Source organism: Bacteroides xylanisolvens XB1A, assembly GCF_000210075.1.
Lineage (GTDB): Bacteria > Bacteroidota > Bacteroidia > Bacteroidales > Bacteroidaceae > Bacteroides > Bacteroides xylanisolvens.
The window spans coordinates 5,769,581-5,785,121 of record NC_021017.1 but is presented as its reverse complement, the minus strand read 5'-3'; the positions used below and the strand labels follow the sequence as shown (position 1 = coordinate 5,785,121).

Genomic DNA, 15,541 nt, shown 5'->3' with positions numbered 1-15,541 from the left:
TTTTAGAAAAAGATGAAATTATTTGTTTTATTTGAATAATCTTTCGATGTCTTCCTCCTTGATTGTTGTCAAAACAGTTTTCCCATCAGGGGTGTAATTCGGTGAGGGACAGGCAAAAAGGTTGTCTACAAGGCTTACCATTTCTTCATTACTCAACACCTGTCCGTAAACAATAGCCGCCGCGCGAGCCAATGTTAATGCCAGAATACTTTGAATTTCTTCCTTGACGTCACTTCCTTTTTCCATTGCCGTATGCAGCATATTACGCACCAGTTCCACCGGATTCAGACCTTCAATCCCCGAAGGAATACCATTAATGGCATAGCTACCACCTCCCAGATTACTCAAATCGAAACCGACTGCAGACAAATCATCCATAATACTTTGCAGTACAGCTGCTTCCGAAGCCGGCAACTGTAAGATTTCCGGGAACAGGACGCCTTGTGATACCCCCTGTTTTTGTTGGATCTGTACCATATAACGATCAAAAAGCACCCGTATGTGTGCCCGGTGCTGATCGATTAGCATCAAACCGGATTTAACTGAAGTCAGGATAAACCGCCCTTTAAACTGCAAATGCTGATTTCCTTTCTCTATCACCGGTTCACTGGCATACAAAGTAGAAGAAGCGGCAGAGGTGACCGTCTCCATCTTTTCTTCAACGAAAGCGGGTTCGCCGCCAATAGAAGAGTCTTCCCAATCCATTTCTGGTTCCGGTTGCGGGTTATTCATCTTACTGGCTTTCGTCAGCCCTCCGTACAAATCTTCCCATTCCACTTTCGAACGGCTGTACGATCCGCCACCACCGCCACCGGCAGAAACTTTAAACGGATTATAATCTGTATTATAATGTATCTTCGGAGGCTCGGAAGACATTTTCTCCTCAAATGCCGGAATGTCAGGCATGTCTTCCGTATCAAAATCAATAGAAGGGATCGCACTGAATTTACCCAACGACTCCTTCACGGATGCTGAAAGTATCTGCCAAATGGCCTGTTCATTTTCAAACTTGATTTCAGTCTTTGTCGGATGGATATTCACGTCAATATTAGCCGGATCTACATCGAAATAGATAAAGTAGGAAATCTGTTCACCGGTGGGAATCAACTGTTCATAAGCCTCCATGACTGCCTTATGAAAATAAGGATGACGCATATAACGCCCGTTGACAAAGAAATACTGATGTGCCCCTTTCTTACGGGCAGTCTCCGGCTTGGCTACGTATCCGGAGATTTTCACCATGGTAGTATTGACCTCTATGTTCAGTAACTGCTGATTGAGCTTCTTACCGAAAATAGCAAGGATACGTTGGCGTAATTGTGATACTGGAAGATTGAATAACTCCGAATCATTACTATAAAGCGAAAAGGCAACCTCCGGATGCACCAAAGCGATCCGTTCAAATTCGGCAAGGATGTTACTCAATTCCGTTGAATTAGCCTTTAGAAATTTACGACGGGCAGGTACATTAAAGAATAGGTTCTTTACAGAGAAGTTACTTCCTTTAGAACAGGACACAGCCTCTTGGCTTTCCACTTGAGAGCCTGCAATCACCAGCTTCGTGCCCAACTCTTCCGATTCCGGACGTGTCTTTAACTCTACCTGTGCCACAGCAGCGATAGAAGCCAATGCCTCTCCGCGAAATCCCATTGTACGCAAAGCAAACAGATCCGCCGCTTGACGTATCTTAGAAGTGGCATGTCGCTCAAAAGAAAGACGGGCATCCGTTTCGGACATTCCTTTTCCATCATCAATCACCTGAATGCTGGTTTTACCTGCATCAGTCACCAATACATGTATATTTTGTGCATCTGCATCAATCGCATTCTCCACTAGCTCCTTGATGACAGACGCGGGACGTTGTATCACTTCACCGGCAGCAATCTGGTTAGCTACCGAATCAGGTAACAAATGAATTATATCGCTCATTCTTCGTAAATTAATAATTAAAAGTTCCAGCTTCCTGTCGCCAAATAATGCCACAGATAAAGAAGGAAAGCAATGATTATCAGTATGATTCCGAAAGAGACCGGTTTGCGGCCACTCGCTTTTCTTCTTTTCAAATGCGTAGTACCTTCAATGAACTTACCGCGAATATCCTCCGGATTAAATTCCTTTTCCGGAAGCATCCCCAAGTCACGTTTGGCGTTCTCCTCCATCTTTGCGAGCTTTTCTTTCCGCTCGTCTACATAAATGTATTGATGATTAAAGCCACGGGGCTTTCTCATTGAGTTAAACATTCCCATACTACTTCATATTTATTAAGTTTCGCTTTTCTGTTTTGGGTCGCCGGTCGGTGGTCGGTTTCAGTGTATCACCCGCACGCTTACCCCGCCAGTTAAAGATATCATCCTTATTCAGCGGACGGACATAGTCGAACCAGGCAAAAGTGGGAAGACGTAATTTATCAGGCGGTATCTGGTCCATCGGATACATCGTTCCGTTGGATTTACCGATAAACAGTCCTTTTTCCATCTTCTTATCCTTCATATAAAGATGAAGCACACTACCTTCCAGACAATTAAATCCGGTCATCGTACTGTCTTTTTCTTCCGGATAGAAAGCGGTCAACACATTACCAATCACTTCAATATGACGCATATCTCCATTAATGAAATAGGCTTTCATCTCTTTGCCGGACACTTGGTTATAATGAATAGAATCTTTCATTTCCACCGTCAACGCCTGGTTGATGATGTGCGCCCAGTCAATCGTGCTGTCATTCATATAAATCTTGATCTGCTCGCCAAGTAGTTGCTGCCCTTCATTCCAAAGAATAGGGTCGGTATACATGGTCATACAGGAATCCTTCGAATTATAGACCAGTGAGTCACATACTCCCTGAACATCCGTACGATACATACGTACCTTGTGATAAGCTTTCATCAACCGGAAAACGGAATCGGTATTCAGGTTGTAAGACACCAACTGCAATGTATCGCCATGCATAAAAAGACTGTCAGGCCCTTGCGAGTAGTCGATTGCCACCGCACGTTTCGTCGCAAACGCGGAGTCTGTCAATTCATTATAGAAACAATAATCACCCGTCAGCATATTCTTATTAATGGAATCTGTCATCTTCACATTATCGAACGCCTCGCCATAACCGATGATACGGTCATAGAACAGACTGTCGCCTACCAGTTTCTTTCCCTGATTGGTCAGTACCGAACGGTCTAACAATTCGGCTTGTTCGGTCATTGTGTTATAAAATCCCCGTTCCGAATAGATATGATTATTATCACTGACGATATTGGAAGGTCCGAGAATAACTGCGATTTTGCTTTCCGTATTATACCTTAATGTATCGGAAGTCAACACAAACTTTGGGTTTACCAACTTCACATCATGATTGAATACCGACTGTTTTGTTGCAGGACTGTATTCTCCCCAATCGGAAGTCAATACATTCTCTTCATCCATCAAGGTTCCTCCCTCGAAATAATATCCGAGGTCGTAGAGACGGTCGTAATTCAAGCTATCTGTCAACAGGGTGGTGTTCCGGTTAATCATCTTCACATTTTCACGAAGCTGCGCTATTTGCGTCATGCCGTCATAATAAAGATAATCACCGTAGATGAACAAAGTGTCTCCCTGTTCCATACGTACATTACTGAAGGCCTCCACAGAGTTGGTTTTCTCAAAAATCAGTGCACTGTCACAGTACATATACATACTGTCATGGCGCAATTTCACGTTACCAATCAATACCTGCACATCCGGACGCGCCAACTTATCCGCCTGACCTTCATCAGCATGAAGCAGATAAACTTTGGTCTTTTTATTCTCCGGTTGTTTCTTGTTGTCCGATTGTTTCTTATTGCCTGCCAGTGTTTTGGCTTTTGAAGCCGACTTAGACGTATCCGCAGCCGATTTAATTGAATCCCCTGTTACAGGTTTCTGTCCCGTTGGCCTCACTTGTGCTACAAGACATACACCAAACAGGCATAGAAAGCCTATAAGGAGCCATCTATGCCTGTCTTGTTGTTTATTTTTCTTATTTGTTTTCAGCATATAAAATCAAAGCAAGGTTACATCAGTCCTTCTTGACCCAACCCGGATACTTGAAGTCACACTTCTGCCAGTTTTCGTTGATGCGTACATAAGTATGTTTCTGTTTGTCCAGAATCCATTTCTGCAACATCTCTTCACGGCGTTTGTCCATCACAATTTCTTTCAAGTCCTGATAGTCTTCTGCAATGGTTGCTTTATGACCGTTGATTTTTGCTTTCAACTTCACGATAGCACATACTTCTTTTCCATCCTTCTCATTAATCATTGTAAAGGCTTTGGAAATTTCGCCTACATTCATCTTATCCACTACTTTAGCAACGTCTTGAGGAAGATCCTGCATCTGGAACTTAGAAGTAGTCACACCTGAATTTTCATTGATGTTCACCATAATACCATGGTTGTTACGAGTATCTTTATCCTGTGAGATAACGGCAGCCGCATCATCAAATGTAAATTTGTTGGCACGAATATCATCAGCAATAGAATCCAGACGGGCACAAGCCTCGGTCAGTTCTTTTTCCGATACTTTCGGACGCAACAAGATATGGCGAGTGTTGACACGGTCACCACGTTTTTCAATCAACTGGATAATGTGGAAACCAAATTCCGACTCCACAATCTTAGAAACTTTCTTCGGATCTTGCAAACTGAACGCTACATTCGCATAAGCAGGGTCCATCATACCACGTCCCATGAATCCACATTCACCACCTTTAATGGCAGATGCCTTGTCTTCCGAATACAAACGCGCCAATGTAGAGAAGTCGATTTCTCCTTTTGTCACACGATCCGTATAATCACGCAACGTCTTTTTTACATCCTCAATCTCCGAGATAGGAATTTTCGGTTGTAAAGTAATGATCTGCACTTCTACCTGTGTCGGAATGTAAGGAATACTATCTTGTGGAAGGTCTTTAAAATAACGGCGTACTTCTGCCGGAGTCACTTTGATTTCTCCTACCAGTTTCTGCTGCATCTTCTGAACGGTCAATCCGTCACGTGCATTATCACGCAGCGTCTCACGAATCTGGGTGGAAGTTTTATTGAAATACTCCTCCATCTTCTCTCTGGAACCGATCTGCTGGATGTACATGTTGGTCATCATATCCACACGCTGGATGATTTCCGCTTCGGAAACCTCGATACTGTCCAACTTTGCCTGATGCAGGAACAACTTCTGCACAGCAATCTCTTCAGGAATTACACAATAAGGATCGCCGTCAAATCTGCGTCCATTATACAAGGCATCCATACGGGCCTCTTCTACATCTGATTTCAAAATAGCTTCGTCACCTACTACCCAAACTACTTCATCAACCACATTATCTTGTGCATAGGTTGCCACATTAGCAAATATTGCCAGGACAAGGGTAACAACAAATCTAAAGTTCACAAACTTCTTCATTCTTTGTATTTAATAATTATATATAATCTTCTTCTTACTTACTGCCTGCTGATACAAGTCGTTCTTTACCTGTTCCATAAAGCTCACCCGTTTCTGATTAACCAGTAAGTCTTTCACTTCCGAACGGGCAAATTCATACGGTTTCTCTTCACCAATTCCGCGATAATCGCTCACATTCAGGAAATAATAATAGGCCGTATCTTTCAATTCTACCTGACGGTGTTTGTCTACGTACTCTTCCGGTGCCTCTACTTTTAATGGAATCATATCCAGTACATCAGTCACGGACACCCATTTGTCATAGAAGTATTCGTATTTCACTGCATTCTGCAAGCTATATTTTTCCAGGCTCTCGACAGCATCCTGTTTTTCCGACTTATACCACCTGCGCACATTGTTCAGCTGGGGAGCCGTCAACGGCACTTTGATAAACAATCCCTTAATCAACGGGGTTTCCAGCTTAAACAGTTCTTTGTTTTTTCCGTAATATTCTGCGATCTCTTGTTCGGAAATATCATTCGACAGCTTCTGGTTTATCAACTCCTGCTGATAAGTATGCATAATCAACGCTTTCCGATAATTCTCCACTAGTTTGTCTACATCCACATTATCGGGAATATTGTTCGCAGCTTTCTCATATAATAAAATCTCTTCCGCCCAACTACGAATATAATGTTCGGTGAAGAGAATACTATCATCTTTTGACAATCCGACCGGAAGCACGGACATCAAATCTTCTTTATATAAAAAGTTACCGTCCACCTCTACCAAAGGAGTCTTTCCTTTGTGGTCGCGCTGTTCCTTGCACGCTCCACAACCAAGAAGGGTAATCAGTAAGAGGACTAATATTCGCATTGGCAACTAAAATCTACTTATTTAAGGTACGAAGATAGTGAATAATCGGTTACATCAGTTATTATTAACTGTTTTTAAAACCTCTTGGTTTATTTCAACCTTACCAAACTCCCTCAATTCCCGCGCCCAGCACGTGTCAAGATAGCTTCGATAATCCTTTCGCACCTGTTCAATTACTTCCCGATAATCATCCGGTCCTTTCATTTTTTCGCCTACAACAATGGTAAAAGGATAAGACATTACGGGTTCGAAACCACCCTTCTTAAAAACCAGTTTATCTATATATTTATTGTCTCCGTCGGCAAAAATACCTTGTTCAACCTGTATCTTTTCCGTCCCGGATGTATTAAAAGTTTGCCGAAGCTGGTCCGCCCACTCTTTTTCCGGCACTTTCTTCAGCATTTTTTTTAGCTTGCTTTGCCGTCTTTTTATCAACGCAATGAAGCACGACTCCTCTATACCGGGGACTCTCCCACCGATAATCCGACGAATGAAATTTGAAATAGGTAGCCAATCCGGCCCGGTCATTAATGGCAGGCAACTCTATTTTCTGCCGTGTGATTTCTTTTACCAAATAGTTTTCGTCAGATTCCCGCAAGGCAACACGAATTTCCGGATGCTTTTTATCTATATTCCGGCTTTCATAATCCAATAATGATTTAGCAATAAACCCTTCCAACTGGCGTTTGACAGCTTGAGGATGAGAAGAGGCAAAACGCGTGAACATAGCTCCGGTATATGCCTGTCCATCAATCGTAAAGAGATTTTGTTCTGTCCGGCCTTTCGTTAACAGTTCTTCCATTGCTGCCTGATTCGGGGTATACTGCCATGACCTTTTTAATCGGTCAAGCATCGCTGCCGTGCCTTTGTCTAAAATTTCCTTACGCCGTAACCGCTCTATCAACCTGCCACTGACATTTTCATAAGCAAATGCTTCCTCCCGGTCAATCACTTTCAAGATATGAATCCCTTCAGGAGTGAAGAATGGCTGTGATACCGCAGCTTTCGCCAAAGAGAAAGCGACATCCTCAAATTCACTCGTTGTCTCCAGACCTTCTATCCATCTACTCTGCTTATCATCCGAATAGATTTCCACCAAACGGTTAAAATTCAAATCCGGCTGATTCTGTATCACCCGGTATATAGAATCCATCCGGGCTTTTTCTTCTTCCAAATGACGGGAAGTCACCGTCTGCGGTAAACGTTTAAAAATTTGCATGACTTGCACCCGGCCGTTACGTGCTTTCAATCCCATCTTCTGATACAAGACACGGGCACAACTATCCATCACTTGTTTGTCAATCAGATAAGATTCTACCAATTCTGTCCGACGCTTCTCGTGTTGTTTACGGAAAACTGCAGTCGTATCAAGTCCGGCAGCCCTGGCTGCTTCCACCTTCAACTTTGATTGAGCGAAAAGTGCCGCATACTCTTTTGGTGAAAGCTGGGCATTTGAGCGTTCTGCATAACGGCGGTATGCATTTTCAAATTCCGAACGGAGTACCTCTCTTCCGTTAACACGCATCAATACCGGATCTTCTTGCGCAAAGACCGCGACAACAAAGAGAGAAATACATCCCAACAACAGGCTTCTTTTCATCATCATTTTTTTTATTTTCCAAACAATAAACAACAAGCATCACAGAGGCAATAACAGATAAACAACAAACGGTGAGCAGTGAACACCTTGCTGACAATACAGCCTGTTCACCGTTCACCGTTAATAGTTCACCGTATCTATCTATTATTCCGGACGGCTATAGTTAGGCGATTCACTAGTAATCGTCACGTCGTGCGGATGGCTTTCCATTACACCTGCATTGGTAATGCGGGTAAACTTAGCATCATGAAGTTTATCAATATTGGCAGCACCGCAGTATCCCATACCTGCACGCAAACCACCTGACAACTGATAGACAACTTCGAAAAGTGTACCTTTATAAGGAACACGGGCAGCAATTCCTTCCGGAACCAGCTTCTTCACATCAGCAGTTCCGCTCTGGAAGTAACGGTCTTTCGAACCGTTCTCCATCGCTTCCAACGATCCCATACCACGATAGGATTTGAATTTACGACCATTGAAAATGATTGTGTCGCCCGGAGACTCTTCTGTTCCGGCAACCAACGATCCGATCATTACACAATATCCACCGGCAGCCAACGCTTTCACGACATCGCCCGAATAACGCAATCCACCATCGGCAATCAAGGGAATACCTGTACCCTTCAAGGCTTTTGCTACATCATAGACAGCAGACAACTGTGGAACACCTACACCGGCAACCACACGAGTGGTACAGATAGAACCCGGACCGATACCGACTTTCACTGCATCCGCTCCTGCTTCTACCAAAGCTTTTGCAGCTTCTCCGGTAGCAATATTACCCACTACGATATCAATGTTCGGGAAGCGTTTCTTAGCTTCTTTCAGTTTTTCAATCACAAACATAGAGTGTCCGTGAGCCGTATCAATCACAATTGCATCCGCACCGGCATCTACCAATGCTTGCATACGATCCAGCGTATCGGCAGTCACACCTACACCGGCAGCTACACGCAAACGACCTTTGGCATCTTTACAAGCCATCGGTTTATCTTTTGCTTTTGTAATATCTTTATAAGTAACAAGACCGATCAACTTTCCGTCCATTCCGACAATCGGAAGTTTCTCGATCTTATGTTTCTGAAGAATCTGTGCAGCAGATTCTAGATCAGTAGACTGGTTTGTAGTTACCAATCTTTCTTTCGGAGTCATGACAAGATCAATATGTTTAGCCATGTCTCTTTCGAAACGCAAATCTCTGTTGGTAACAATACCCACCAAATAACCTTCATCATCTACCACAGGGATACCACCGATTTTATATTCCGCCATGATGTCCAGTGCATCCTGCACAGTAGAACCTCTTTTAATAGTTACAGGATCATAAATCATACCATTTTCGGCACGCTTTACAATAGCAACTTGTCTTGCCTGTTCTTCGATAGACATATTTTTGTGAATCACGCCGATACCACCCTCACGAGCAATGGCAATAGCCATTTTCGCTTCGGTAACCGTATCCATGGCAGCCGTCACAAAAGGAATTTTTAACTCAATGTTTTTTGAAAACTTAGTCGAGAGATCGACAGTGCGCGGTAAAACTTCAGAATAAGCGGGGATCAACAATACGTCGTCGTAAGTTAACCCATCCATTACAATCTTATCAGCAATAAATGACATAGGGCTATGCGTTTAAAAATTATTGCGTGCAAATATACGGTTTTTATTCAAAACTGCATACCTGCACGCTTATTTTTTTCGCTTTTTTAATTGGCCATTTCAGAGATGAACTTAATACGTACCAAGCGAACTTCCTCTTCAGTGAAGTCATCGCCTAATTCATCAAGCGCATCATCAATCTTATCAGTGGTAGATTCCTTGAAATAATCATAGATATCGAGCATGTGATCTTCATCCATGATTTCTTCCAGGAAATAATCGATATTCAGTTTGGTTCCCGAATAGACGATAGCTTCCACCTCATCCAGGAGTTCACCAAATTCGATACCTTTGGAAAGAGCGATATCATCTAACGCCACTTTACGGTCAATTGCCTGAATGATAGCCACTTTCATCTTTGATTTATTGGCAACCGTACGTACCCGCAAATCTTCAGGACGTTCTATTTCATTCTCTTCACAGTGGCGTTTGATTAATTTACAGAACTCTTCACCGTAACGCTTTGCTTTTCCGGCTCCTACACCCGGTATATTCTGCAATTCATCCAATGTCACCGGATAAATGGTAGCCATCGCTTCCAAAGACGGATCCTGGAAGATCACATAAGGCGGCACTTCCAGTTTCTTCGAGAGTTTCTTCCGCAAGTCCTTCAACATAGAATAAAGAGCAGGGTCTACCGCACAGGAACCACCGCCACGTGCCGGAACTTCTTCTTCTGTCTCTTCAAAGTCGTTGTCTTCGGTAATCTTGAATGACTTCGGCTTCTTCAAGAACTTGTGTCCTTCCTCCGTCACTTTCAGGAGTCCGTAATGTTCCACATCCTTGCTCAAGTAACCTGCGATCAGTGCTTGACGAATCACTGCGTTCCATGTTTTATCCTCTTCCCCCATACCGGAGCCGAAGACTTCGAGGTCTTCATGCAAATGCGCCTGTACTTCGGAAGTTTCTTTACCTTGTAGTATGTCTATAATATAATCTGCCTTAAAATTTTCTTTCACCGCGATAATCGCTTCAATCACGGCACACAATAACTCTTGAGCCTCCACTTGTTTTTTAGGGTTTAAACAGTTGTCACAATTTCCACAATTTTCTTCCGTATATTCTTCACCGAAATAATGCAGCAACGTCTTGCGCCGGCATACGGAAGATTCGGCATAAGCAGCGGTTTCCAACAGAAGCTGCTTGCCAATTTCCTGCTCTGCCACAGGTTTTCCTTGCATGAACTTCTCCAGTTTTTGCAAGTCTTTGTTTGTATAAAAGGTTATGCACTGACCTTCACCGCCATCTCTACCGGCACGTCCGGTCTCCTGGTAATACCCTTCCAGACTCTTTGGAATATCGTAGTGAATCACAAACCTTACATCCGGCTTGTCGATTCCCATACCGAAAGCGATAGTTGCTACAATAACATCCACTTTTTCCATCAGGAAATCATCCTGATTCTTAGTCCGCGCCAACGAATCCATCCCGGCATGATAAGGACGCGCATTGATACCGTTTGCCTGAAGGATTTCAGCAAGTTCCTCTACTTTTTTCCGGCTAAGGCAATAGATAATGCCCGATTTTTCCGGATTGTTTTTGATAAACTTGATAATATCCCTGTCAATATTAGCGGTCTTCGCGCGTACCTCATAATAAAGGTTCGGACGGTTGAACGACGATTTGAAAACTTGAGCATCTACCATTCCCAGATTTTTCTGGATATCATGCTGCACCTTTGGTGTCGCTGTTGCGGTCAACGCAATCAACGGAGCCTTTCCTATTTCGTTGATAATAGGGCGAATCCGCCGGTATTCCGGTCGGAAGTCATGTCCCCATTCAGAAATACAATGAGCTTCGTCCACTGCATAGAACGAAATTTTCACCGAACGCAAAAATTCTACATTTTCTTCTTTCGTCAGCGATTCCGGCGCCACATATAGCAATTTTGTCTTTCCGGCAAGGATGTCCGACCTCACTTGGTCTATCGCGCCTTTGTTTAATGAAGAATTGATAAAATGGGCGACGCCATCTTCTTCACTGAAATTGCGCATTGCATCCACTTGATTCTTCATCAACGCAATAAGCGGAGAAATTACAATTGCCGTACCTTCCATCAAGAGCGAAGGTAGCTGATAGCATAAAGATTTCCCGCCACCGGTAGGCATCAGTACAAAGGTATCTTTACCATCGAGCAAGTTGTTAATGATCGCTTCCTGGTTTCCCTTGAACTTATTAAATCCGAAACACTTCTTCAGTTCATCTGTTAAATTAATCTTCCTTGCCATCTTAACTTAGGTTGTTTTATTCAGTTCATGGTTTAACTTTAGTAGGCTCCCTCCTTCAAGAGAGCCAAACAAAGTTATAAACAACTTCGTAATTACCAAGCAAAATGCGACTAATATTTTTAAGAAAATACAGTTACGATCATCTTTTATAGTCTTACTCTCTGATTTTAAGCAGTTTGCAGTCGTGCCATATTCGCTTTTTCCAGTTGCATCTTTGCATAATCCAGCATCACCTTATACTCTTTTTTGTCCTCTGAAGGGATTTCAAACATGACATCCATCATGATTGTCTCCACAATAGAGCGCAATCCACGGGCACCCAGCTTATATTCTACTGCCTTATCGACGATATATTCGAAGACAGCATCTTCAAATGTGAGCTTGATACCATCCATTTCAAACAGTTTGATGTACTGCTTGATGATAGAGTTTTTCGGTTCGGTGAGGATAGCACGAAGCGCATCCCGATCCAACGGATTCAAATAGGTCAGTACCGGAAGACGACCGATAATTTCGGGAATCAGTCCGAATGACTTCAAATCCTGCGGAGCGATATACTGCATCATGTTATTCTTGTCCACCGTCGCTGTTTTCTGCGACGCCGTATATCCTACGACATGTGTATTCAACCGTTGGGCGATCTTCTTTTCAATACCATCGAAAGCGCCGCCACAGATAAAGAGAATATTTTTGGTATTTACCGGAATCATCTTCTGGTCCGGATGCTTACGACCACCCTGGGGAGGTACGTTCACAACAGAACCTTCGAGTAATTTCAGCAATCCCTGCTGTACACCTTCACCGCTCACATCGCGAGTGATGGAAGGGTTATCTCCTTTGCGGGCAATCTTGTCGATCTCGTCGATAAACACAATACCCTGTTCCGCTTCAGGTACATTATAATCTGCCACCTGAAGCAAACGGGTTAAAATACTTTCGATATCTTCGCCTACATAACCGGCCTCTGTCAGCACCGTAGCGTCTACAATGGTAAACGGCACGTGCAGCAACTTGGCAATCGTACGTGCAAGCAACGTTTTTCCGGTTCCGGTACTACCTACCATAATAATGTTCGACTTTTCAATCTCCACATCATCCCCGCTGTCTTTTTGCAACAGACGTTTATAATGGTTATAGACCGATACGGAAAGGAAGCGTTTTGCGTCATCCTGTCCGATCACATACTGGTCGAGGAATTTCTTGATTTCTACCGGTTTGGGCAGTTCTTTTAAATTAAGTTTGGTAGCTCCCGCGCTTTTCTTGCCTTCGCCCAATGCTTCCTGAGTAATCTCATAAGCCTGGGTAGCACAACTGTCGCAGATATAGCCGTTCATTCCCGTAATCAGGAATCCGACTTCATTCTCCGACCGTCCACAGAAGCTACACCTTTTCTTTGTCTTTGAATCAGCCATTTTTATTTCTTAATCAATACCTCATCAATCATACCGTATTCTTTCGCTTCCTGAGCTGTCATCCAGTAGTCGCGGTCAGAGTCCGCCCATACCTTATCGAAATCAGTATGCGAATGATCGGCGATGATCGTATAAAGTTCTTTCTTCAATTTCTGAATCTCACGAGCTGTGATTTCAATGTCCGACGCTTGTCCTTGCGCACCACCCATCGGCTGGTGAATCATCACACGTGAATGAGGCAACGCAGAACGTTTGCCTTCAGCACCGGCAACAAGCAATACAGCCGCCATTGAAGCTGCCATACCTGTGCAGATGGTAGCAACATCACTTGAAATAAACTGCATCGTATCATAAATGCCCAGTCCGGCATATACACTTCCGCCCGGAGAGTTGATATAGATAGAGATATCCTTACCCGGATCAACAGAATCCAGATACAGCAACTGTGCCTGAAGCGTATTCGCTGTATAGTCATCTACTTGTGTACCGAGGAAAATGATGCGGTCCATCATCAAACGGGAGAAAACGTCGAGTTGAGTAACGTTCAACTGTCTTTCTTCCAGAATATAGGGATTCAAATACCCGGCCTGCGATTTAATCACATCATCCAATACCATGCCATTCATTCCTAAATGCTTGGTTGCGTATTTTCTAAAATCATCCATGTTAATTGTTCCTTTCTTATAAATTAAAAATAAACGTAAGTACAAAGAAACGAAAAAGAATACAGAGACACAAAAAAACACAGAGTTATAATTTTATAAAAACTCTGTGTTTCTGTGACTTTATATTCTATTCAACCGAATGATTATTCAAACATCTTATTGAATTCTTCGATTGAAACGTTCTTGTTTTCCAAAGTAACCTGCGCTTTCAGAGCAGCAGCCAGCTTCACTTCTACCACACGACTTACCAAATTATTGATAGTTTCTTTCTTCTTCAACATCTCCTGTGCATAGTTATCAAGCACATCATCAGGGATAGACAACATACCGTATTGAGCAAACTGTGCCTTCGTTGTTTCTCTAGCCATCTTCAGAACATCTTCCTGTTCTACTTTGATATCGTTTGCTTCAACCAACTGTTCCTTAATCAGGTGCCAAGTCAGTTCCTCGATGCTCTTATCATAGTTTTCAGCAACATATTCTTCGCCCTTTTCTTCGTTATTCAGCAACATGATACGTTTCAGCAGAGCGTCAGAGAATTCCAACTTACCTACTTTTTCCATCATCACTTTGCGAATATCGATCAGGAACTTATAATCGCTGTCAGCAACAAATCTTGCTGCAATTTCTTCTTTAATCTTAGCGCGGAATTCCTCTTCAGTCTTCACAACACCTTCGCCGAATGCCTGGTCGAACACTTCCTGTGTCAATTCACCCGGAACAAAACGAGTGATTTCTTCTACCTGGAAGCTAAAGTCAGACTTAACGTCTTTCGCGATTTCCTTGTCGATCTTCAACAAAGAGCCCAATTCAGCAGCATGTCCGTCATAAGCAACGCTCGGATTGAACACCAATACATCATTTACTTTTGCGTTAGCAAAAATAGCTTTCTGATCGTCATTCTTCATATAAGCAGGCATCAACACAGCAGCTTCTACCTGAATACCACCTTCTTTTGTATTGCCTTCTTCGTCCAACTGTGCCAGCAGACCTTTCAACATATCATTATCTTCGTAAGCATCTACCTTATCATACTTACCAGTGCGTTGAGTGTACATCTTCACCTGGTTGTCGATCATTTCTTCAGAAACTTCGATAGAATAATAATCTACTTTATCTTTAGCGCTTACTTCTGCTTTAAATTCAGGTGCCAAAGCGATATCGAACACGAAATCGAACTCTTCCATTGTATCGAAATCAATATTCTGCTGCTTTTCTTCATTAGGCAACGGCTCGCCCAACATATTCACCTTATTATCTTTAATATAATTGTAAACAGCTTCTTGCAATGCCTTATTCACAACCTCTGCAATCACCGATTTACCATACATCTTTTTAATAAGACTTGTCGGCACCATACCTTTACGGAATCCCGGAATCTGTGCCTTCTGACGGAGTGATTTCAACTCTTTGTCTACTTTCTCCTGATAATCTGCTTTCTCAAGCTTTACAGTAAGCTCTGCGCTTACTTTGTCAATGTTTTGTAATGAAACGTTCATTCTGACAATTATTTATTTGATTTATACTTTGTTCTATACTCAAAGAGGGTGCAAAATTAGTGCTAATCTTTCAAATTTCAAAAGACATTGCAGATTTATTTCAGTAACGCCACCCATCTTTCACACATCTTTTATTAATTATTTCATCAATTCCTCATATATAAACAACAATAAACCATCAGCAACGACCACGCCGCAGGT

At 42.7% G+C, this 15,541-nt stretch carries 10 protein-coding genes and 1 pseudogene; all 11 read right to left on the bottom strand.

All coding sequences use genetic code 11. The annotated features are described in order from the left end of the window. Nucleotides 1-27: 27 nt before the first annotated feature. Entirely contained in the window at nt 28-1,929 is a 1,902-nt protein-coding gene (gene mutL / locus BXY_RS22730; RefSeq protein ID WP_015533040.1) for a DNA mismatch repair endonuclease MutL, read from the bottom strand. 17 nt (nt 1,930-1,946) lie between these two features. Next, a complete protein-coding gene (locus BXY_RS22725) occupies nt 1,947-2,246 on the bottom strand; it encodes a hypothetical protein (RefSeq protein WP_004314386.1) in 300 nt (99 codons plus the stop codon). A 1-nt stretch (nt 2,247) separates the two neighbouring features. After that, nucleotides 2,248-4,014: an OstA-like protein gene (locus tag BXY_RS22720; protein ID WP_015533039.1), complete on the bottom strand. Its 1,767-nt coding sequence runs from the start codon at nt 4,012-4,014 to the stop codon at nt 2,248-2,250. Between the two features lie 22 nt (nt 4,015-4,036). Continuing rightward, on the bottom strand, nt 4,037-5,419 hold the full coding sequence (locus tag BXY_RS22715; RefSeq protein ID WP_004314388.1) for a peptidylprolyl isomerase: 1,383 nt from the start codon (nt 5,417-5,419) through the stop codon (nt 4,037-4,039). Between the two features lie 9 nt (nt 5,420-5,428). Continuing rightward, a complete protein-coding gene (locus BXY_RS22710; protein WP_009038960.1) occupies nt 5,429-6,274 on the bottom strand; it encodes a peptidylprolyl isomerase in 846 nt (281 codons plus the stop codon). 54 nt (nt 6,275-6,328) lie between these two features. Next, nucleotides 6,329-7,874: pseudogene (locus BXY_RS22705) on the bottom strand (peptidylprolyl isomerase). 144 nt (nt 7,875-8,018) lie between these two features. Continuing rightward, entirely contained in the window at nt 8,019-9,497 is a 1,479-nt protein-coding gene (gene guaB / locus BXY_RS22700) for an IMP dehydrogenase (protein WP_008020388.1), read from the bottom strand. A gap of 86 nt (nt 9,498-9,583) precedes the next feature. Beyond that, nucleotides 9,584-11,764 (bottom strand): DNA helicase RecQ, encoded by a 2,181-nt coding sequence (gene recQ, locus BXY_RS22695; protein WP_008020386.1) that lies wholly within the window; start codon nt 11,762-11,764, stop codon nt 9,584-9,586. A 167-nt stretch (nt 11,765-11,931) separates the two neighbouring features. Further along, entirely contained in the window at nt 11,932-13,176 is a 1,245-nt protein-coding gene (gene clpX, locus BXY_RS22690) for an ATP-dependent Clp protease ATP-binding subunit ClpX (protein ID WP_015533036.1), read from the bottom strand. Between the two features lie 2 nt (nt 13,177-13,178). Further along, entirely contained in the window at nt 13,179-13,841 is a 663-nt protein-coding gene (gene clpP, locus BXY_RS22685; protein WP_004297164.1) for an ATP-dependent Clp endopeptidase proteolytic subunit ClpP, read from the bottom strand. 143 nt (nt 13,842-13,984) lie between these two features. Then, complete coding sequence (gene tig, locus BXY_RS22680; protein WP_015533035.1) at nt 13,985-15,340, bottom strand: trigger factor; 1,356 nt, start codon at nt 15,338-15,340, stop codon at nt 13,985-13,987. Between the last annotated feature and the right edge of the window lie 201 nt (nt 15,341-15,541).

What these genes read in the sequence shown, in the direction of transcription:
- mutL (WP_015533040.1), bottom strand. Translation starts at nt 1,929, where the DNA reads ATGAGCGATATAATTCATTTGTTACCTGATTCGGTAGCTAACCAGATT.
- BXY_RS22725 (WP_004314386.1), bottom strand. Translation starts at nt 2,246, where the DNA reads ATGGGAATGTTTAACTCAATGAGAAAGCCCCGTGGCTTTAATCATCAA.
- tig (WP_015533035.1), bottom strand. Translation starts at nt 15,340, where the DNA reads ATGAACGTTTCATTACAAAACATTGACAAAGTAAGCGCAGAGCTTACT.
- BXY_RS22710 (WP_009038960.1), bottom strand. Translation starts at nt 6,274, where the DNA reads ATGCGAATATTAGTCCTCTTACTGATTACCCTTCTTGGTTGTGGAGCG.
- recQ (WP_008020386.1), bottom strand. Translation starts at nt 11,764, where the DNA reads ATGGCAAGGAAGATTAATTTAACAGATGAACTGAAGAAGTGTTTCGGA.
- BXY_RS22720 (WP_015533039.1), bottom strand. Translation starts at nt 4,014, where the DNA reads ATGCTGAAAACAAATAAGAAAAATAAACAACAAGACAGGCATAGATGG.
- guaB (WP_008020388.1), bottom strand. Translation starts at nt 9,497, where the DNA reads ATGTCATTTATTGCTGATAAGATTGTAATGGATGGGTTAACTTACGAC.
- clpP (WP_004297164.1), bottom strand. Translation starts at nt 13,841, where the DNA reads ATGGATGATTTTAGAAAATACGCAACCAAGCATTTAGGAATGAATGGC.
- BXY_RS22715 (WP_004314388.1), bottom strand. Translation starts at nt 5,419, where the DNA reads ATGAAGAAGTTTGTGAACTTTAGATTTGTTGTTACCCTTGTCCTGGCA.
- clpX (WP_015533036.1), bottom strand. Translation starts at nt 13,176, where the DNA reads ATGGCTGATTCAAAGACAAAGAAAAGGTGTAGCTTCTGTGGACGGTCG.